Origin of the sequence: Syntrophotalea carbinolica DSM 2380, from assembly GCF_000012885.1 — a bacterium.
GTDB lineage: Bacteria > Desulfobacterota > Desulfuromonadia > Desulfuromonadales > Syntrophotaleaceae > Syntrophotalea > Syntrophotalea carbinolica.
In genome coordinates this window covers 579,169-598,695 of record NC_007498.2, presented here as the reverse complement: position 1 = coordinate 598,695, position 19,527 = coordinate 579,169, and the positions used below count along the sequence as shown (strand labels likewise).

At 59.3% G+C, this 19,527-nt stretch carries 16 protein-coding genes and 1 riboswitch; all 16 genes read left to right on the top strand.

Features of this window, described 5'->3' with window-relative positions; translation table 11 throughout:
* Positions 1-11: 11 nt before the first annotated feature.
* The 16 genes from PCAR_RS03145 (at position 12) to PCAR_RS03075 (ending at position 19,320) form a co-directional block, all read left to right on the top strand.
* Positions 12-2,273, top strand: a complete 2,262-nt coding sequence (locus PCAR_RS03145; RefSeq protein WP_011340176.1) for an ethanolamine ammonia-lyase — start codon at positions 12-14, stop codon at positions 2,271-2,273.
* Positions 2,274-2,446: 173 nt separating this feature from the next.
* Positions 2,447-3,295, top strand: coding sequence for a hypothetical protein (locus tag PCAR_RS03140; protein ID WP_011340175.1), 849 nt, complete (start codon positions 2,447-2,449; stop codon positions 3,293-3,295).
* Between the two features lie 128 nt (positions 3,296-3,423).
* A riboswitch (cobalamin riboswitch) is annotated at positions 3,424-3,608 on the top strand.
* A 124-nt stretch (positions 3,609-3,732) separates the two neighbouring features.
* Entirely contained in the window at positions 3,733-4,986 is a 1,254-nt protein-coding gene (gene cobA, locus PCAR_RS17630) for a uroporphyrinogen-III C-methyltransferase (RefSeq protein ID WP_011340174.1), read from the top strand.
* Positions 4,983-5,606 carry an alpha-ribazole phosphatase gene (gene cobC, locus PCAR_RS03130; protein ID WP_011340173.1) on the top strand — a complete coding sequence of 208 codons (624 nt, stop codon included), beginning with the start codon at positions 4,983-4,985 and terminating at the stop codon, positions 5,604-5,606. The genes cobA and cobC overlap by 4 nt, the downstream gene beginning before the upstream one ends.
* Positions 5,603-6,154, top strand: coding sequence for a bifunctional adenosylcobinamide kinase/adenosylcobinamide-phosphate guanylyltransferase (gene cobU / locus PCAR_RS03125; protein ID WP_011340172.1), 552 nt, complete (start codon positions 5,603-5,605; stop codon positions 6,152-6,154). Before cobC ends, cobU begins: the two co-directional genes overlap by 4 nt.
* Entirely contained in the window at positions 6,151-7,212 is a 1,062-nt protein-coding gene (cobT, locus tag PCAR_RS03120) for a nicotinate-nucleotide--dimethylbenzimidazole phosphoribosyltransferase (RefSeq protein ID WP_011340171.1), read from the top strand. Before cobU ends, cobT begins: the two co-directional genes overlap by 4 nt.
* 6 nt (positions 7,213-7,218) lie before the next feature.
* Positions 7,219-7,965 carry an adenosylcobinamide-GDP ribazoletransferase gene (cobS, locus tag PCAR_RS03115; RefSeq protein WP_011340170.1) on the top strand — a complete coding sequence of 249 codons (747 nt, stop codon included), beginning with the start codon at positions 7,219-7,221 and terminating at the stop codon, positions 7,963-7,965.
* A 23-nt stretch (positions 7,966-7,988) separates the two neighbouring features.
* Entirely contained in the window at positions 7,989-10,583 is a 2,595-nt protein-coding gene (locus PCAR_RS03110; protein ID WP_011340169.1) for a cobyric acid synthase, read from the top strand.
* Positions 10,580-11,524, top strand: a complete 945-nt coding sequence (gene cbiB, locus PCAR_RS03105; protein WP_011340168.1) for an adenosylcobinamide-phosphate synthase CbiB — start codon at positions 10,580-10,582, stop codon at positions 11,522-11,524. The genes PCAR_RS03110 and cbiB overlap by 4 nt, the downstream gene beginning before the upstream one ends.
* A gap of 580 nt (positions 11,525-12,104) precedes the next feature.
* Positions 12,105-12,635 (top strand): cob(I)yrinic acid a,c-diamide adenosyltransferase, encoded by a 531-nt coding sequence (locus tag PCAR_RS03100; RefSeq protein ID WP_011340167.1) that lies wholly within the window; start codon positions 12,105-12,107, stop codon positions 12,633-12,635.
* Positions 12,636-12,637: 2 nt separating this feature from the next.
* A complete protein-coding gene (locus PCAR_RS03095; protein ID WP_011340166.1) occupies positions 12,638-14,017 on the top strand; it encodes a cobyrinate a,c-diamide synthase in 1,380 nt (459 codons plus the stop codon).
* Positions 14,014-14,691 carry a precorrin-8X methylmutase gene (locus tag PCAR_RS03090; RefSeq protein ID WP_011340165.1) on the top strand — a complete coding sequence of 226 codons (678 nt, stop codon included), beginning with the start codon at positions 14,014-14,016 and terminating at the stop codon, positions 14,689-14,691. Before PCAR_RS03095 ends, PCAR_RS03090 begins: the two co-directional genes overlap by 4 nt.
* A gap of 319 nt (positions 14,692-15,010) precedes the next feature.
* On the top strand, positions 15,011-15,112 hold the full coding sequence (gene cbpA / locus PCAR_RS18255; RefSeq protein ID WP_081424992.1) for a modified peptide precursor CbpA: 102 nt from the start codon (positions 15,011-15,013) through the stop codon (positions 15,110-15,112).
* Positions 15,113-15,363: 251 nt separating this feature from the next.
* Positions 15,364-16,779: a peptide-modifying radical SAM enzyme CbpB gene (gene cbpB / locus PCAR_RS03085; protein WP_011340163.1), complete on the top strand. Its 1,416-nt coding sequence runs from the start codon at positions 15,364-15,366 to the stop codon at positions 16,777-16,779.
* 467 nt (positions 16,780-17,246) lie between these two features.
* Positions 17,247-18,122, top strand: coding sequence for a sirohydrochlorin cobaltochelatase (locus PCAR_RS03080; protein WP_011340162.1), 876 nt, complete (start codon positions 17,247-17,249; stop codon positions 18,120-18,122).
* Between the two features lie 4 nt (positions 18,123-18,126).
* Positions 18,127-19,320, top strand: coding sequence for a nucleoside recognition protein (locus tag PCAR_RS03075; RefSeq protein ID WP_011340161.1), 1,194 nt, complete (start codon positions 18,127-18,129; stop codon positions 19,318-19,320).
* Positions 19,321-19,527: the final 207 nt, after the last annotated feature.

Here is a 19,527-nt window from a genome sequence, read left to right as displayed (position 1 = left end):
GGAGGTGTCACATGCGACTCAGATCCAAATTTTTGTACGGCATCACGTTTGGCCTGGCTTTGACCTTTGTAGCAAGCCTGGCCGGGGCTGTCGCCATCCGCGACGTCAAGCCGGGCGAGGATGTGTTCGCCTACGTAACACGGGTCAAAGGACAATTTGATCAGCCCCTCTACCAACAAGTGCTCGGCGCGGCCAACTCCTTCAAAGAAGGGGATGAGGCCATCGGCGTGGCAGCGGATGACGACGCCAGCCGCGAGAACGCCCGCAAACTTCTGGCCAACACCAAAATCAAGGATTTGATGGCCAAGCCACTGTTTGTGGATGCCCAGTACGACCTCATCACGAACACCACCGATATGGCCCAGTACAACAAAGTCAAAGACTGGACCTTGGGCGAACTGAAAGATTTTCTCCTGACCAAATCTGAATCCCAGATCAAGGGGATCATGTACGGCCTGCACAGCGACATCATCGGCAACGTCGTAAAGATGATGTCTAACGATGAACTGACGCGCATCGGCCAGACCGTCTTCAACCCCCTACCTGGCTCCAATATCGGTGCCAAAGGCTATCTGAGCGCGCGCATCCAACCCAACTCACCGACCGACAATGCCGACGATATCGTCTGGCAGGTCTTCGACGCCTATGCTTATGCCGTCGGTGATCTGGTCGTCGGAACCAACCCCGTCGACAGCGAAGCGGCCAACATCGAAAACATCGAACTGGCCCTGCGTGACGTCATGCAGACCTTCGATGTCGATAAATACAACCCCTGGTGCGTGCTTTCGCATATCGACGTCCAGGCCGAAGTCGAAAAAAACAACCCCGGTTCCACCGCCATCTGGTTCCAGAGTCTTGCCGGCGTAGTCGATGCTAACAAGACCTTCGACCTGACTTTGCAGAAAATGATGGACTATGCCAGGATGCGTACCGGCAAGTACGGCCTCTATCATGAAACCGGCCAGGGCGCCGACTTCACCAACGGTCACGGCAAGGGCTTCGACATGGTCGTACATGAATCGCGCAAGTACGGCTTCGCCCGCGCTCTCAAACAGCAGGTAGCCGCCGCCCAGACCGATGGTCAGGGCGCCTGGTGCCATGTCAATGACGTGGCCGGTTTTATCGGCCCCGAAATTTTTAAAACCCGTGAGCAGCTGGTGCGTTGCTGCCTCGAAGACATTGCCATGGGCAAGCTGCACGGCCTGATCATCGGTCTCGACATCTGCTCGACCCTGCACATGCCCGTCACCCTCGATGATCTCGACTGGTGCCAGGACCAGATCGCTCCGGCCAACCCCGGTTATCTGATGGCCCTGCCGACCAAAAACGATCCCATGCTCAGCTACCTGACCACCGCCTATCAGGACCATGTCCGCATGCGCGAGAAATTCGGATACAAGATCAATGACGACATGTGGAATTTCTTTAAGAAGATCGAGATCATCGACGCCAATGGCAAACCGACCGAGCATTTCGGCGACCCGATCTGGGTCTACTACAAATACCAGCTGGCCAAAGGCGACACCCGCAGCATGAAGGAAATCTACGCCGAAGGTCAGAAAAAGGTGGATGAAATTCAGGCTCGCGGAGTACCTTTGGCCATCGGCTATGGCGAAAACATCTGGGATCTGGAACCGAAAACCAACAAGGCGATCCACGACCTTTATGATGACGCCAAGATCAGCCTGTGGGCCGAATTCACCCCCGAGTTCATCGCCTCCATCCCCAACGCCGTGACGGTCCAGACCAAATCAGCCGACCGGGAAGACTATGTTGCTCACCCGAGCACCGGCGAAGAATTCAGTGACGCCGCCGTCGCCACTCTCGAAAAACTGCGGGCCGCCTGGGGTGGCAAGGCTCCGGACGTACAGATCGTCCTTTCCGACGGCTTGAACGCCAAGGCTCTCATGGACGAAGATCACCTCATGCCTTTCATGGACGAGCTAAAGTCTGAAATGGCCAAAGCCGGCTGGACCGTGGCCAAGGAAAATATCGTGGTTACCAGCGGCCGCGTGCGCGCCGGTTACCAGGCCGGCGACATCCTGTTCAAAGATCCGGCCAGTACACCCAAAGCCATTATCCACATCATCGGCGAACGCCCGGGTAGCGGTCACCATGCCTACTCGGTCTACATGACTCGCGTTGCTCCGGCCACCTGGGCCGCCGGCACCGTCGACCATGATGTGACCAAGGTTATCTCCGGTATTTCCAATACCGGTCTTGACCCCCGCAAAGCGGCCCGCCAAACCGTAAGGCTGCTGCAATCCATGTAACCTTTTCGGTACGCCGGTATCTTTCCGGCGTACCGAACCCGTATCAACCCTGATCAGAAAGGCGTAACGGACAGCTTATCGCCGTTACGCCTTTTTGGCACCAACCGATAGCCCGAACAGTATGTCACCCTACCGGATAAACGTAGACTCCGGGCAAAGAAAGAAACGGTCTCATGAACCTTATTCTTCCTCCCGTACCCCCATCGGAGACCGGACCACCTCCCGAGGACAAACGCCCCGGCCTGATTCACGATGTCATCCACAAAACCCATTTATGGGCCCATGCACTGGTCATCAGCCGCTTCTACCGTTTCGGTGAAACCGGTAATCTCATGTACACTGTCGGCAAAAGCATTCTTGAGGGGGCTGTCTTATACACCATGTTCAGTATGGCCCAGACCGAGTATAAAGTTGCCGCCGTACTGGGAGTCATGACCAAATACATCTACCCCGGTATCACCTTTGTCAGCAGCGTAAAAGTCTCCTCATTTGTCGACCATCTGGAACGATTTACGGATAAGAACCGGCAACTTCAAAAACTCATCGGCGGCGTAACCCTGGTTGGCATCGGCCAAGCGTTGGGCGCGCTGATGCTGGTATTATGTTATCCACCGTTTTTTACGACCTGCTTCGATAGCGGAGGATTCAGCAGATATCTGCTCATTGTGCTTTATCTGCTGCATCATATTTTCGACGGTTCAGCCCAGGTCGCAGAAGGACGCATCTGGTTTAAACTCATTGAAATCAAACTACGCCATGGCAACCTGAGCCGCATTTCCGAAAACTTCTGGGGTATCCACGCCATGAGCCAAAACATTCAGCTTATGCTCGGCTTAATCCTGCTATGGGGCACAACCCTGATCACCGGCCTGTTCCGGGACCGTCTCGATGCCGGGGTCATGTGGACCATCGTGCTGAGCGGAACCTTGCTGACCGCTTTTTCCAAATTCACTCTGCCGCTGGCCTGGCACTTACGCCTGCGACATGCCCCGCAGGCAACTCCCCCCTCTGAGCCATCATGAAATCCCCCCATTTGGGGGATGGCATTAGGTTCGGATATCTGTTAAAACTCAATTCAGATATCGGGACACACAGTATGGCTTGCTCGGCGATATGCGCACGCCCTTCCGAAACCCCGATCTCGCACCACACAATTTGCTCAAGGACAGGTGCTCCAAAAGCCTAACAGGGAAGACGGTGTAAATCCGTCGCGGTCCCGCCGCTGTAACCGGTGACAATGGCCACACGATGCCACTTTTCGTAAACACGGAAGGGAAGGCGTGGCCGGAGATATGACCCGGAAGCCAGAAGACCTGCCTGTCCTGCCCACGTGCTGTTTATGACCTTCGAGGATTGAGGTCTGGCAATTCTGCTCGTGCGCAAACCGTACCAGGCGGATAAAAAACGATATCCCCGAAGCTTAAAGCTTCGGGGATTTTTTTTTGCGGAGAGGTTACCCATGCACCTGCCGATTCAACTAGCCATTGAAGGAAGGCTTTGCCTGCTGGTCGGCAACGGCCCCCTGGTTCACGCCCTCATCCCCAAGCTTGCCGAACACAATGCCCACCTGCGCCATGTCGACCCACAGGTCACCTTATCGCAAGTCGGGCCCTTGCCGGATACTATTGAAATGCGACAACGCCTCTACCGGCGTGAGGATCTCGACGGCGTCTTCCTGGTTATAACCGATGCCGACAATCCTGCCGTCAACGGGCAGGTCGCCGATGATGCTCGCGCCGCCGGGGTACTGATCATGCGTGGCGATCTGCCCGCATCGGGAGACATCATTCTTCCGGGATTGAAAACTTCACTACCCGCTTGTTCTGCAAACGACACACTCCCGGTGGCAAACGTTGCCAACCGGGGCCTGCATGTCTCACCCGGAAAGGTTTCCCTGATCGGGGCCGGCCCTGGAGATCCCGGTTTGCTCACCGTCAAAGGGGCTGCCTGCCTGCAAGATGCCGACGTGGTGCTGTTCGATGCTATCGCCAACCCGTTGCTGGTATCACGGTACGCACCGCAGGCCGAAAAAATCGACGTCGGCAAACGCAAGGGCAACTGCAAATCCACTCAGGAAAACACTATCCGCCTGATGCTCGAACTGGCCCACCAAGGTCGCAACGTAGCCCGACTTAAAGGCGGCGACCCAACCATTTTCGGGCGTGGCGGCGAGGAAGCACGGGCTTTATTTGAGGCCGGCATCCCTTTCCAAATAGTCCCTGGAGTCAGTTGCGTGGCCTCCGTACCAGCTTATGCCGGCATCCCCATCACCGACCGCGAATACGGCTCGTCCTTCGGAGTCTACACCATCCACAAAAAAGGCGGTGCCGATCTGAGCGAAGAACAATGGCGCCGCATGGCCCAGGGCCCTGACACCCTGATCCTTCTAATGGGTAAAACCATGCTTGCCACCATAGCCGACCAGTTGGTGCGTCAGGGGCGGCCGGCCGCCACCCCCGTAGCCCTGATTACCGACGGTACCACCTGTCGCCAAAAGCGTTTTATCGGCACCTTGGCCACCATTGTCGAAGATGTTGAACGAGCAGCCGACGGCAACGAGGGTCCCGGACTGATCGTGGTCGGGGAGGTCGTCTCGGCATTTTCCAGCATGCAGTGGTTCGAGCCTCGTCCGGGTGGCAAGTATATCGACGCGACAGACCAGGAAACCACCTTTACCTTACTGAGCAGACTCATGGAAGGGATTGCAGCATGAACGGCGCCCAGGTTTATCTCATCCGCCACGGCGATACGGGCGAGGCCCTCAAAGGTCGTTTTGTCGGTCGTCAGGATGTACCTCTCAGTTCCCTTGGTCAGCGGCAGTCCGCGGCACTGGGCCAGTGTAGTGAATTAAAATCCTGCAAGGAAGCCTTCTGCAGCCCCATGCTGCGGGTGCGGGAAACCGTCGGACATTCCAAACTCGATTTACTCTGTCGCCAGGACGAGGATCTGCGTGAGATCGATTTCGGCCGATGGGAAGGTCTTTCCTTTAGTGAAATATCTCGTGATTTTCCTGCCGAGGTCGATTGCTGGGCACGTCTGAAGCCTGACTTCCGGTTCCCGGAAGGCGAAACTTACGCCGACTTCTTACAACGCATCCAACAGGCGGCGGAGCGTATCGCTCGCACCGCCGCATCGCAGTCCGCACCGCTTGCGATCTTTGCCCACGGTGGCGTCATACGGGCCTTGATCTGCCAATGGCTGGGTCTGCCGGCCAAACATTACCTGTTATTCGAGGTCGAGCCCGCATCCGTTTCCGCAGTGCGTCTGTTCGGCGACCAGGGAGTACTGGTGCGCCTCAACGACCTCGGTCACCTCGGAGAGTTGCCGTCATGAGCCGCATGATCCTGATCACCGGAGGCGCCCGCAGTGGTAAAAGCGCCTTCGCCCAAAACCTGGCCGAAGCCCTGCCCGGTCCGCACGCCTATGTGGCGACCTGTCCCGTCACCGACCCGGAGATGGCCGAACGCATCGCCAAACACCAGAAAGCACGTGCCCGGCATGCCTGGCAGACCATAGAAGAGCCGCTGGATCTGCCCGCCGCCCTGGCGCAGGCGCAAAACTTCCCCACGGTACTGGTCGACTGCCTGACCTTGTGGATCAACAACCTCATGTACCAGGCCGCCGGCAAAAATCAATCGCTGTCGGAAGACGATGTGCAGTTGCGCTGTCAGGCTCTGACCGAGGCGGTACAGCGACATCCCGGCACCGTCATTTTCGTCAGCGGCGAAGTCGGCCTGGGCATCGTCCCGGAGAATCGCGAAACCCGTTTGTTCCGGGATCTTCTCGGGCGCTGCAACCAGCTGCTGGCCGCCAGCGCCCAACAAGTAACGCTGGTGGCCTGCGGCCTGCCATTGCATCTGAAACAGGAGAACATGTCATGAATCTGCTCCATACCACCGTCGCCCGGATCAAGCCTCAAGATGAAAATATTCGCCGCCAGGCCAAAGACCGCCTCGACCGCCTGACCATGCCGCACTGGGCTCTGGGCCGGCTGCTCGATTTGGCCCTCGACCTGGCGGGCATGACCGGCTCCCTGCAGCCGCCGGTGGATCGGCGCCTGATCGTGACCATGGCGGGCGATCATGGGGTGGCGGCCGAAGGCGTCAGCGCTTTTCCCCAGGAAGTCACCGGCCAGATGGTCGCCAACATCGCCAATGGCGGCGCGGGTATCAGCACACTGGCACGGGTCGCCAATGCACGGGTGCAGGTGGTGGATATGGGGGCGGCCTGCGACCTTTCGGACCTCGTCGACAGCGGCCAGATCCTCTCCAGGCGCATCGCCCCCGGCACAGCGAATATGGCGCTGGGAGCTGCCATGACCCGAGAGCAGGCAGTACGCAGCCTGGAGGCCGGTATCGAAATCGCGAACACCTTTGCCGGCGAAGCCGATCTGTTCGGCACCGGCGAAATGGGCATCGCCAACACCACTCCGAGCAGTGCCATCGTGGCGCTGCTGGCCGATGCCACAGCGGACCAGGCGACCGGTTGCGGCACCGGTATCGACGATAACCGGCGCAAACACAAGGTGAGCGTCATCGAACGCGCACTACAAACCAACCTGCCCGACCCCCATGACGGTCTTGACGTGCTGGCCAAAGTCGGCGGTTTCGAAATCGGCGGACTGGCCGGGTTGATCCTGGGGGCCGCGGCCCTGCGAAAACCGATCATCATCGATGGATTCATCAGCACTGCCGCCGCCCTGCTGGCGCAGTCCCTGGCGCCGGCATCGGTGGACTACATGATCGCCGCACACCATAGCATCGAACAGGGGCACCAACTGGCGCTGGCCCGGCTGGGTAAAAAACCGCTGCTGGACCTTGATTTCCGCCTCGGTGAGGGAACCGGCGCAGCCCTGGCCATGAACCTGGTGGAAGGTGCCAAGCGCCTTCTTACCGAAATGGCAACCTTTGATGAAGCCGCCGTCAGCCAGGGGAAATAACAACCCATGAAAAGCCTGTTCGCCGCCCTCGGCTTTCTCACCATTCTGCCGCTACCGGCCCGCTGTCACGGAAACGAATGCGACCTGGGCCGCAGTCCGATCTGGTTCCCCCTGGTCGGAGCCATGATCGGCGGAGTCGTCGCCCTGTTCGATTTCGGTCTGGGACTTTTTCTGCCGCCGACGGTGGTCAGCGCCTTCAGTGTCCTGATGATGCTGGCGGCATCCGGAGGATTGCACATGGACGGCCTGGCCGACACAGCCGACGGTTTTTTCAGTAGTCGCGGCCGCGAACGCATGCTTGAAATCATGCGCGACAGCCGCAGCGGCCCCATGGGCATTATGGCCATCTGCGGCCTGCTGCTGCTGAAAACCGTAACCCTGGCCGCGGTTCCTGAGCCACTGCGCACCTCCACTCTGGTCCTCATGCCTCTGGCGGGACGCGCATCCCTGACGGTAAGCCTTACGGCCCTCCCCTATGCACGCACCACCGGTGGTCTGGCCGGGGTCTTCAGCACCGACGGGATACAGGCCCTGCTGGCCGCAACAGCTCTGATGGCCGGCGGCTGGCTTCTGCAAAGCTATACGGGTCTGATAGCGGCCATGGCAGCCCTGGCGGGCACCCTGCTGCTGGCGGCTTACAGCAAAAAAAAGATAGGCGGCTTTACCGGCGACACCCTCGGTGCAACCTGCGAACTGGTGGAGTTCATTCCCGCCCTGGTAGCGGCAGCGCTTGGCACGGTCGGCGGTACTTGAGAAACCATAAAGGATATGAAACCATGACGGAATCCGGCAACTGGCGCCACGGTGGCCACCTGCGACAACTGGCCATGGCAGCTGGGGTGAATCCCGAATCGCTGCTCGACTTTTCAGCCAATATCAATCCGCTCGGTCCACCCGAATGGCTGCGTTCCCGTATCAGCGGAAGCATCAGTTCGCTGGTGCACTACCCCGACCCCGAAGGACTGGCCCTGGTCGACGCCGCTTGCCGGCGCTATGGTGTCGACGCAGATGAAATTCTCATAGGCAACGGTTCCACGGAGCTGTTCTACCTGTTGCCCCATGCCCTCGGGGTCCGTCATGCCCTGATTCCCGTGCCCAGCTACGTCGATTACGCGACCGCCGCGGACATCGCCGGTCTGACGGTTCATACCCTGCCGCTTACCGCCGACAACGGCTTCGCGTTCGATTTCGAGATACTCGAAACCGCCCTTGAAGAACTGAAGGGCAGCCCTGTCATCGTGCCCATCGGACACCCCAACAACCCCACCGGCCGCAGCCTTGATGCGCAACGCCTGCGGGCGCTTGCCCGTCGCTTTCCCACCACGACTTTTGTGGTCGACGAGGCCTTCGCGGATTTTGTGGAAGATTTCGACAGCCTCACAATCAACCGTCCCGCCAATGTCGTGGTCATGCTGTCCCTGACCAAAATTTTCGCTATCCCTGGGTTACGCCTCGGATTGGCTGTTGCGTCACCAGCCCTGGTGCGGAAAGTCAAATCTCTGCAACCCCCCTGGTCCGTCAACACCATTGCCCAACAGGTCGGTGAAGCCGCCCTGCGCGATGCCGAGTACATCCACGCATCGCGTACCGCTGTCACGGCTCTGCGTGACACATTACGCCATGAACTCGAAAAAATTCCGTACCTGACGGTGTATCCGGGCCAGGCGAATTTCCTGCTGCTCCGTTGCGACCGCAAATCGATGGACGCCCGCACCCTGGCCAACCGCCTGATCAAGCGCGGGCTGGCGATCCGGATTTGCGAAAATTTCGAGGGACTCGACAGGCGCTTCTTCCGGGTCGCGGTACGTACCGAACCGGAAAACCGGCAACTGGTGGCAGCCCTGCGCCAGGAACTGTTCCTGGCCCCCCTGGTCACCACGCGACGCCATACCCCGGCGATCATGTTCCAGGGCACCAGTTCCAACGCCGGCAAAAGCGTACTGGCCGCGGCCCTGTGCCGCATCATGCTGCAGGACGGCTACCGGGTGGCCCCTTTCAAATCCCAGAACATGTCCCTCAATTCCTTCGTCACCCGCGACGGCGGCGAAATGGGTCGCGCCCAGGTTGTGCAAGCCCAGGCTGCCCGCCTCGATCCGGACGTACGCATGAATCCCATCCTGCTCAAACCGAGCAGCGAAACGGGCAGCCAGGTAGTGTTGTGCGGCAAGCCGGTGGGGAACATGAAAGTCATGGACTATTTCCGCTACAAGGCCGAAGCCTTCGAGCGAGTCAAGGAGTGCTACGACTCCCTGGCCTCCGAGCACGATGCCATGGTGCTTGAAGGCGCCGGCAGCCCCGCCGAGGTCAATCTCAAAGCCCACGACATCGTCAACATGAAAATGGCCCTGTTCGCCCAGGCCCCGGTGCTGATGGTCGGCGACATCGACTGCGGCGGCGTGTTCGCCTCCTTCGTCGGCTCCATGGAGGTTCTGTCGGAACGCGAACGTGCTCAGGTCGCGGGATTTATCGTCAATCGCTTCCGCGGCCAGGCCGACCTGCTCAAGGATGCGCTCGATTACACCCTGCAGCACACCGGTCGTCCGATCCTCGGTGTGGTCCCCTACGTGAAGGACCTGGGCCTTCCCGAAGAGGATTCCGTGGGATTCAAGGAGGGCATGTTCAACGATACACGCTCTAGCGAGGATGCCGTGGATATCGCGGTCCTTGACCTGCCGCACATCTCCAATTTCACCGATATCGAACCGTTGCATATCGAGCCGGATGTCCGCATACGCACGGTACGCCGCATCCAGGATCTGGGGCAACCGGATGCCGTTATCGTTCCAGGCAGCAAGAATGTCATCGGTGACCTCACCTTTTTACGCGCCGTCGGTCTTGACCGCAGCCTGGAACAACTGGCTGCCGAAGGTCGCTGTGAAATCATCGGCATTTGCGGAGGCTATCAGATCCTCGGACGCTCCATCGACGATCCCCACGGCATCGAGTCCCCGGGAACCGAGTTGACAGGCCTCGGTCTGCTCCCCATCGACACCGTCCTCGAGCAGGACAAAACCCTTACCCGCAGCGAAGCACGGCATCGCATTTCGGGACTGAAAGTCCATGGCTACGAAATTCATCACGGCCAGAGCCACAGCGACCCGATCCCGCCGGCGCTGATCGGTTCCGACGGCGAGGCTATGGGTGCCTGCCGCGACGACGGCCTGGTATGGGGCAGCTATCTGCATGGCCTGTTCGATGCGGATGGTTTCCGCCGCTGGTTCATCGACCGCTTGCGGCAGCGCAAGGGTCTCAAACCCTACGGCACGGTGCAGGTCTGCTACGACCTGGAACCGGCCTTCGAACGACTGGCCGACATCGTGCGCCAGAGCATCGACATCCCGGCCCTCTACCGTCTCATGGGGCTGCGATGACACTCGAGATGCAGATACTGGCCGCCATCGGCCTCGATCTGCTGTGGGGCGACCCTCGCCGCCTGCCGCATCCGGTGAAAGGCATGGGGCAATTGGCCATGGCCCTGGAAGCCCCGCTGCGCCGTCGCATCGCCAACCCGCGACTGGCCGGTATCGTCACGGCCATGATCGTCGTAACCGCCACGGCAGCAATCTCCGCCTTGCTGCTTAGTGCAGCATACCGCCTGCACCCCTGGGCGGGTGACGCCCTGAGCATCCTGCTGCTCTCAACCTGCATTGCTGCCCGCGACCTGGCCGCGCATGCCTGGCAGGTGCTCAAGGCCCTGCGCCTCGGCAATCTTGAGCTGGCCCGGCAGCGGGTCGGCTGGCTGGTCGGCCGCGACACCGCGCCCCTCGACCGGTCCGGGGTGGTACGCGCGGCGGTGGAAAGCGTGGCGGAAAACACCGTGGACGGCGTCACCGCGCCGCTATTCTGGGCGGTGCTGCTCGGTCCGATCGGCGCCATGGCGTACAAGGCCGCAAGCACCCTCGACTCGACCTTCGGCTACAAAAACGAGCGGTACCTGCAGTACGGCTGGGCCTCGGCCCGCCTCGACGACGTGCTCAACTACCTGCCGGCGCGCCTGACCCTGCCGCTCACGGTAGCCGCATCCGCCCTGCTCGGCCTGCGCCCCCAACACACCTGGCGCATCGCCCTACGCGACTGGCGCAACCACCCCAGCCCCAACTCCGGCTGGAGCGAAGCCGCCACCGCCGGCGCCCTGGGGATTCAGCTGGGCGGCCCGGTCTACCGCCAGGGCAAGCTGACCGACATGCCGTACTTCGGCGATATCGGTCAGCCATTGGTAACCAGGCACATCGCAGCGGCGGTGCAGCTGATGCTGCTGACCTCGCTGCTGGCGGCGGTGGCATTCATCGGGGTGCGGTGGATGGTGTTTTAGGTTCGAGGTAAAAAACAGTGATTAGTGATTGGTGATTAGTTGCGGGACGCGAAAACCTATCGGATGCAACCGGAGAAATAAAGGGGTTGCCTTTAAGGGTTTACCCAACAACACAAGCTTAGCCCGTTCCGCAAAAGGAGAAATCGAGCGGGCCTGCGGCCAACGCTCGAAAGGAAGGGAACCCCGGTGAAACAGCTGACAGCCTCGCAATCGATGCGCTTCGTACCTCAGCACATCCTACAAGTTCCAGTTTTGACTGAGGCTTAGTTTTAGTTTTTCACCCAACGGCCTTTTGACGCCCGCCTCGCAAAAGGAATAGGTCTCGTAACGACCACTCACCTTCCGGCCGAGGGGGAGCTCGAAGAAACCATAGACGGTGTTGAATGGTTCAACTGTTCAAATTATCTCTGCCCTTCGCGACCTGCCCCCCCCGCAGGGGAAGCCCTTTTTTGCTTACTTTTTGTGGGCTTGGACAAAAAGTAAGGCGCCTGGCGGGGCGCGTCCCGCCGATGTTTGATTTTAAGGCTAAGCACTGAGCACCAGAACTCAGGGAGTTTCTAAAACCGAAAGGGTATCCCTAATGAACGATAAACCACGCATCCTCATCTTCACCGGCGACGGCAAAGGCAAAACCACTGCCGCCATGGGCATGGTGTTGCGAGCCAGCAGTCACGGCATGCGCACCAAGGTCGTGCAATTCCTCAAATCGGACACCGGCAGTGGCGAGATCGCCGCTTTAGAGAAACTCCCGGGGGTAGAATTCGTACGCCGCGGGTTGGGTTTCGTACCGAAACGCCGCGACGACCCGCGTTTTAATGAGCATCAACGAGTTGCCTTAGAAGGATGGGCATTGGCCCGTGATGCCGTCCTGTCCGACAACTACGATCTGGTGGTTCTGGACGAGATCTGCGGCGCCATCGCCGCCGGACTGCTGGAGGAGACATCCGTGACCGAACTGCTGCAACAGGCACCGGCACGGCTACGCCTGGCCCTGACCGGCCGCCATGCAACGGAAGCACTTATCGCGCTGGCCGATACCGTGACCGAAATGCGCTGCGTCAAGCACGGCCTGCAACAGGGCCGACCGGCGCAATCCGGCGTGGAGTTCTGACTATGAGTTGTCCGAGACTGGTCATCGCCGGCACCTCCAGCGGCGCCGGTAAAACATCCCTGACCCTGGGGCTGACAGCTGCTCTGCGTCGGCGAGGCTTGAAAGTCCAGACCTTCAAGGTCGGACCCGACTTCCTCGACCCGACCTGGCTGTCCCTGGCCAGCGAACGGCCCTGTATCAACCTCGACGGCTGGATGTGCGGCGAGCGCTATGTGCGAGACCGTTTTGCAACAGCCACCGCCGATGCGGATATCGCCATCGTCGAAGGGGTCATGGGGCTGTTCGACGGCGCCGACCCCGCCGCTGCGGCAGGCAGCACCGCCGAAATCGCACGCTGGCTCGATGCGCCGGTGCTGCTGGTGGTCAACGCTCACGGCATGGCCCGCAGCCTCGCAGCACTTGTGAAAGGTTATGCGGAATTCGATCCCGACCTGCATCTGGCCGGGGTCATTGCCAACCGCTGCGGCTCAACGCGTCATGGCGACTGGCTCTCGGAAGCCCTTTGCGCGGCCGGGATGCCACCCCTGACCGGCACGGTAATACGGGATTCCCTGCCGCCTTTACCAAGTCGCCACCTGGGTCTGGTCACCGCCGACCGCCAGCATCTTACCTCAGAAGCCCTGAACACTCTGGCCGATGCCGTGGAGCGACAACTGGATATGCCCCGCATCCTCGACCTGGCTGAAAAGGTGCCGGCAACTCCTGGTGTCGCCGCAACGGCCTCCAGCACCGAGGGGCGCCCGGTCCGCATCGGTATGGCGTTCGACGAAGCGTTTCACTTCTACTATCCGGACAATCTCCAGGCTCTGGAAGATGCCGGTGCGACTTTGGTGCGCTTTTCGCCGATGCATGACGATACCTTGCCTGCCGATCTGGATGCCCTGTTGCTGGGCGGCGGCTACCCCGAAGAATATGCCGACACCCTGGAAACCAATCAGACCATGCGTCAGGCTGTAGCCGACTTCGCCGCTGCCGACCGCCCGATCTACGCCGAATGTGGCGGACTTATGTACCTGTCCGAAGGGATCGAACTGCGTGACGGCAGTCGACATGCCATGACCGGCGCCCTGCCCTTTGCCACCCGCATGCTCGCCACCCGCAAGCGCCTTGGTTATGCGGAAGTCCGGCATCTTGCCCATGGACCTTTCGGTCCAGCCGGGACGTGTCTGCGCGGTCATGAATTCCACTATTCCGAGGCCATCGCCGAACCGGCCGCTCCGGGCTGGCAGAGCGCCTGGCAGGTCAGCTATCGCCGTTCCAATAAACCGGTAGCGGAGGGCTATCAACGCGGCCGCCTGTTCGCCAGCTACGTCCACACCCATTTTGCCAGCCGCCCCGGCGCGGCCCGGGCCTTTGTCGATTTTTGCCGAGGAGAATCATGAAACCGTTGATCCACGATTTACTGAACAACCCCTTGAGCGGGCAACAGATCGAAGATCGTTCCTTCGCCATCATCGATCAGGAAACTCCGGCTCATGCATTCACACCGGAACAATGGCCGGTGGTACGACGCATGGTACATACCACCGCCGACTTTTCCCTGCTCGACATGGTGCGCTTTTCGTCCGACGCCATTGAGGCGGCCTGCCGGGCACTGCGCAGCGGCGCCCCCATCTACGCCGATTCCAACATGATCCGCTCGGGGCTGTCGCAGGCGCGCCTGAAAAAGGTGTGTCCCACTTACCAGCCGGAGTCGATCCTGTGCCACGTGGCCGACTCCGACATTGCCGCCATAGCCCGCCAGAAAGCCCTGCCGCGCTCCCTGTTCGCCGTGCGCAAAGCTGCGAATAAATTGCACGGCGGCATCGCAGTATTCGGCAACGCACCGGTCGCACTGCTGGAACTCAATCGAATGATCCAGGAAACCGGTCTGCGGCCGGCACTGGTCATCGGCATGCCGGTCGGTTTTGTCCACGTGGTGGAGAGTAAGCAGGAATTGATGGAAATGGGTGTGCCCTATATCACCATCGAAGGGCGACGCGGCGGTTCGCCGCTGGCGGTCAGCGTGATTCACGCGCTGTGTGAGTTGGCGTTAGCAGACAGTGACAAAGATTGAGGTTTTGAATGTCTTCCCCCTGTGACGCCGCCGGAGCGAAGCAAACGACGGGCGAACCAGACGGAGGACTGAGCGCAGCGAATCTTCTCCGCCCGCCCGACGGTCGCGTAGTGGAGGGAACCCGCCGCAGGCGGGCAAGGAATCGGGGCGCACTTTTCTGCTTACTCTTTTGAGGCGCATTAAAAGAGTAAGGCGCCGGGCGGGGGCGCAACCCCGCGGTCTTGAAGTTGATTGATTGAAAACCAAATATAACAACATCCGTCGTAACAAGATGGGATGAGATTTGTTCCACCCATCCAAAACGAAAGGAGGTGATTGCATGAAGCAAAAGCGTAAAGAAGTCATTGCCTACCGCAAATCCTGCGCGGCAAACGGTACCGGTCTTTCCCATTACATCTTGATGGACAAGAAGACCAACTAAGTTTTCATCGAGAAACGGCCCTTTTCCCCAATCTCGGCGTCAATCTTCACGCTTACTTGTTGCGGCGTAAAAACTACGCCTCCGCGCAAGCGTTTGATTTCCTTGACCTTGGGAAAAATCGCTCGTTTTTCAAGTGGAGACAAAACCCGCGGAGCGTCCCCGGACGCTCCGCACCCTAGACAATTTACCCAGTTATATACCGCCAGTTGAGTGCGGAACTGATCACCATATCGACCATTGGGAGAAACTCCATGAACGAAACGAAAACCTTCGACAACAAAGCCTCCTCGCGTGGCATCCACTTCAACACCGGCAACGGCCCGAGCCTGCTGCCCGTCAGCATCGATCATCCCGAGTACGTTGCACTGCTCGATCCCGATGCGGCTTTCTGGTCCCTGATCCAGAAGGACAAACTGGGCGAGGCATTGTGCAACGAAAGCACGTTCATGCAGCAGTTTCTCAGCCGCCGCGATGAATTCCTCGAAGAGATCGACGCACTGCGCTTCGGCCTGAAGCCGTCGGCGGTCTATTTCAATCCCACCGACCGCTGTAATCTCAACTGTTCCTACTGTTATATCCCGGAAGACATGCGCAGCGACGGCAAAACCATGACCCCGGACGAATTGATCAAAGCCCTGGGTATCCTCAAGGAATACTTCAAAACCACCGTTCCCGAAGGCCTCAAGCCGCAGATCATCTTCCACGGCGCGGAACCGATGATGGCCCGCGAGGCCGTCTTTGCCGGTATCGACGCTTATCTGGATGATTTCCGTTTCGGCGTGCAAACCAACGGCACCCTGCTGGATGACGAAGCCATCGAATTTCTTACCTCACGCAACATCGGCATCGGCCTGTCCCTCGACAGCCACCTGGAAGAGATCTGCACCCGCACCCGTAAAACCTGGGAAGGCGACAGCGTCTACGCCCATGTGGTTCGCGCCATGAACAAACTCAAGGGATACGCCAATTTCAACGTCATCTGCACCGTAACCCAGGAGAATATGGACAAACTGGTGGAGATGGTGGACTTCTTCCACGAACACGAGGTGCCGATCTGCATGCTCAACCAGGTGCGCTGCACCCGCCAGGGCGCGCGCGACATCAAGCCCCTCGATCATGAAATGGCCAAATACTACCTCAAGGCCCTCGATCGCACCTACGAACTGTACCAGAAGACCGGCCGCAAACTGGTGGTGGCCAACTTCGCCAATGTGCTGGTCAGCGTCGTTGCACCGGCGGCCCGCCGCCTGATGTGCGACATCTCGCCCTGCGGCGGCGGTCGCTGTTTCTTCGCCCTGTCCGCTTCCGGCGACATGTTCCCCTGCAGCGAATTCGTCGGCGTCGAGCGCTTCAAGGGCGGCAATCTGTATACCGACAATATCGATGAAGTGTTGCAAACCGAAGCTTTCCGCGCTGTCACCGAACGCGTGGTGGAAAACATCGATCCTTGTAAAACCTGTGCGATCCGCCACTTTTGCGGCTCCCCCTGCCCTGCCGAAGCGCATGAAATGAACGGCGGCCAGAACGTCCCCGGCGCTTTCTGCGAACTCTATGAAGAGCAGGTACGCTATGCCCTGCGCCTGATCGCCGAAGGCAAGGAAGATATCTACCTGTGGGAAGATTGGGATGCGGATACGACGACCAGCATCGATTTGACGTCTTTGTAAGAAGCCGGTCACGGAGGGCTGATAATTCAGCCCTCCGTGACAAAAATCATGTCAAACCTGCCCTCCCTCTCGGATGAACTGAACTTGTAGGATGCGCTGAGGTACGAAGCGCATCGGTTGCGATACTTTTGATTTACCCCAAAACCGGTGGGACGCGCCCCGCCAGGCGCCTTGCTTTTTGTCCAAGCCCACAAAAAGTAAGCAAAAAAGGGCTCCCCTGCGGGGGGCAAGTCGCGAAGGGCAGAGATAACTTGAACAGTTGAGCCATTCAACACCGTCTATGGTTTCTTCGAGCTCTCCCTCTGTCGGAAGATGGGTAGTAATTACGAAGAACTACTCCTTTTGCGAGGCGGGCGTCAAAAGGCAGTTGGGTGAAAAGCTAAAGCAAAGCTTCAGGCAAAACCGTCCTTCATCCGTTGATGTTTGAATATCAGGTCAAAAACGAAAACCACTCAGGAGAGAGCCCCATGTCCCATCTATCCAGAATCATCGTCTGCCTGCTGCTGTTTGCTCTGTGCGGCTGCGCGATGAAAGAGTCCGGCACCACCGTAGAGAAGGACACTACCATGAATCAAAAATCGCCGGCTATCGTGCTGGTCGCCTTCGGTACCACCTCGGACAAAGGCCGGCAAGTGTTCGACGTTATCGAGCAGGCGGCCCGCCGACGCTATCCGGACCATGACATCTTTCTGGCCTTCACCTCCCAGACGGTGGTCGACCGCCTGCACAAGCGCGGGATACAGGTACGCAATCTTGAAGAAACCCTCGCGGTATTGCAGGCACAGGGCTATCGCCAGGCGGTGCTGCAATCGCTGATGATCGTACCGGGCCAAAAGGATGCGGAAATCTCCCAGGTACCGACCGGAACCTTGCAGGCAACTTACGGACAAGCACTGATGGCCACCCCGGAGGATATTCGTGCCGTGGCCGCCGCGGTTAACGAAGACATCGCAGCGGATCGGCCAACCGTGTTCGTCACCCACGGCAACAGTAAACACCCCCGTTACAACCAGGCTTTGCTTGCATTTGCCGCAACCATCGAAGCGCAAAGCGACAGTACCTTCACCTGCAGTGTCGAAGGCCAACCCGGACTGGCCAAACTCCCCAAAGCACGCATGCAGGCAGAAAAAGCCGGCGCTGTCCATTTCGTGCCGCTGATGCTGGTCGCCGGCGATCATATCGAAAACGATGTCCTGGGCGACGAACCCGATTCGTGGAAAAGCCTCATAGGTGTCCCCGAGGCGAGCTGTTCGCAGCCGTTGGGCTACAACGCCGGTATCCGCGATATCTTTTTCCGGCACCTCGATACCGCCATGACCGCTTTGCAGGCAGTGGAAGGATAACCTCATGCAACGCGCTATGTTACTGCTGCTGGTCGTGTTGACGCTGAACTTAGGATCAGTCGGCTTCGCCTTACCTGTTGCCGCCGCGGAACAATCGACAACAACCGAAGTCGGTGTTTCAAAACCTGACAGAATACAAGCCGAGGGGGAGCGCGGCCGCGCCCTGGAGCAAGCCCGCAGCCAGGCCAGAAAAAAACCTTCGGCCTACAGCAGCTGGAAACGAAAGCTCCCCTTCTGGCCGCGCAAGGGCGTGTTGCTTATTGAGCTGGCCCTGATCATTGCCGCCGGCATCCTCCTTGGCCAGGTCCTTGAAGTCGCCGGGTGGATCGGCACCCTGTCGGTGCTGGCCTGGCCGTTGATCCGTCTGGGACGTCTGCCCCGTGCGACGGCGCCGGCCTTCATCATGGCCTTCCAGTCGGGCGCGGTGGCCAACAGCATGCTGGTCTCGTATCGGGATCAAGGCGTCATCAACAACCGCCACCTTTACACCTCGGTATTGGTGGTGTCCTGCATCTCGCTGTTTGCTCACCTGCCGACCTTTATCGTGCCTCTCGGTTTCGCTTTCGGTTGGATGGCCACCGGTGCCCTGTTCGGAGTCAGGATGGCCGCCATCGGCCTGGAAATCGTGCTGGTGCTGATGGTTTCGAGCTGGCTCAGCCAACGCTGGAACGAGGATCGAGACGGTTTCAACATCGCGAGTTCGGCCAATGTCGATGGCAGGCGACTGGAACGACCGGTTTTCGCCAGTACCGATTTCTGGAGAAAAGTCTGGAAACGGTCGCGACGCACCATCCGCCGCCTGCTGCTGTACGTGGTCCCGACCTTCGCAGCCATGGCTCTGCTGGAACAATACAGGGTTTTCGACTACCTGGCCGCGTGGCTGCCGAGTGTGTTCAAACCCGCCTTTTTACCCCCACAGGCCGTGGCCATCATCCCGGCGCAAGCGGTCAATATGTATAACGGCGCCATCGCAGCAGCCAATTTCATCGATGCCGGCAGCCTGTCCATCAAGCAGGCCGTCACCGTTATCCTGCTCGGTTCGGTGATCACCGCGCCCATACGAACCCTGCGCCACGCCTTGCCCACCTACCTGGCCACCCTCGGCGCCCGGCCCGGCCTGGTGATGGCGGTCAGTGCGCAGGTGTTAAGGGTTTGTTTCGTGCTTCTTTGTACCTGGGTGATGATCGTTGTTTGGTAGCAGCAGGGACGAGGTTCAAGGTTCGGGGTAAAAACCAGTGATTAGTAATTAGTGATTAGTTACGTGACGCGAAAACCTGTGGAATACAAACGGGGAAGTCAAAAGTAGCCTTTAGGGTTTTACCCAACAACACCGGCCTGGCCCGTTTCGCAAAAAGGATGAATCGACCGAGCTTGCGGCCAACGCTCGAAAGGAAGGAACCCCGGT

Bases quoted from the DNA above. Each gene is read 5' to 3' on its own strand.
- PCAR_RS03145 (WP_011340176.1), top strand. From the start codon at position 12: ATGCGACTCAGATCCAAATTTTTGTACGGCATCACGTTTGGCCTGGCT.
- PCAR_RS03140 (WP_011340175.1), top strand. From the start codon at position 2,447: ATGAACCTTATTCTTCCTCCCGTACCCCCATCGGAGACCGGACCACCT.
- cobA (WP_011340174.1), top strand. From the start codon at position 3,733: ATGCACCTGCCGATTCAACTAGCCATTGAAGGAAGGCTTTGCCTGCTG.
- cobC (WP_011340173.1), top strand. From the start codon at position 4,983: ATGAACGGCGCCCAGGTTTATCTCATCCGCCACGGCGATACGGGCGAG.
- cobU (WP_011340172.1), top strand. From the start codon at position 5,603: ATGAGCCGCATGATCCTGATCACCGGAGGCGCCCGCAGTGGTAAAAGC.
- cobT (WP_011340171.1), top strand. From the start codon at position 6,151: ATGAATCTGCTCCATACCACCGTCGCCCGGATCAAGCCTCAAGATGAA.
- cobS (WP_011340170.1), top strand. From the start codon at position 7,219: ATGAAAAGCCTGTTCGCCGCCCTCGGCTTTCTCACCATTCTGCCGCTA.
- PCAR_RS03110 (WP_011340169.1), top strand. From the start codon at position 7,989: ATGACGGAATCCGGCAACTGGCGCCACGGTGGCCACCTGCGACAACTG.
- cbiB (WP_011340168.1), top strand. From the start codon at position 10,580: ATGACACTCGAGATGCAGATACTGGCCGCCATCGGCCTCGATCTGCTG.
- PCAR_RS03100 (WP_011340167.1), top strand. From the start codon at position 12,105: ATGAACGATAAACCACGCATCCTCATCTTCACCGGCGACGGCAAAGGC.
- PCAR_RS03095 (WP_011340166.1), top strand. From the start codon at position 12,638: ATGAGTTGTCCGAGACTGGTCATCGCCGGCACCTCCAGCGGCGCCGGT.
- PCAR_RS03090 (WP_011340165.1), top strand. From the start codon at position 14,014: ATGAAACCGTTGATCCACGATTTACTGAACAACCCCTTGAGCGGGCAA.
- cbpA (WP_081424992.1), top strand. From the start codon at position 15,011: ATGAAGCAAAAGCGTAAAGAAGTCATTGCCTACCGCAAATCCTGCGCG.
- cbpB (WP_011340163.1), top strand. From the start codon at position 15,364: ATGAACGAAACGAAAACCTTCGACAACAAAGCCTCCTCGCGTGGCATC.
- PCAR_RS03080 (WP_011340162.1), top strand. From the start codon at position 17,247: ATGTCCCATCTATCCAGAATCATCGTCTGCCTGCTGCTGTTTGCTCTG.
- PCAR_RS03075 (WP_011340161.1), top strand. From the start codon at position 18,127: ATGCAACGCGCTATGTTACTGCTGCTGGTCGTGTTGACGCTGAACTTA.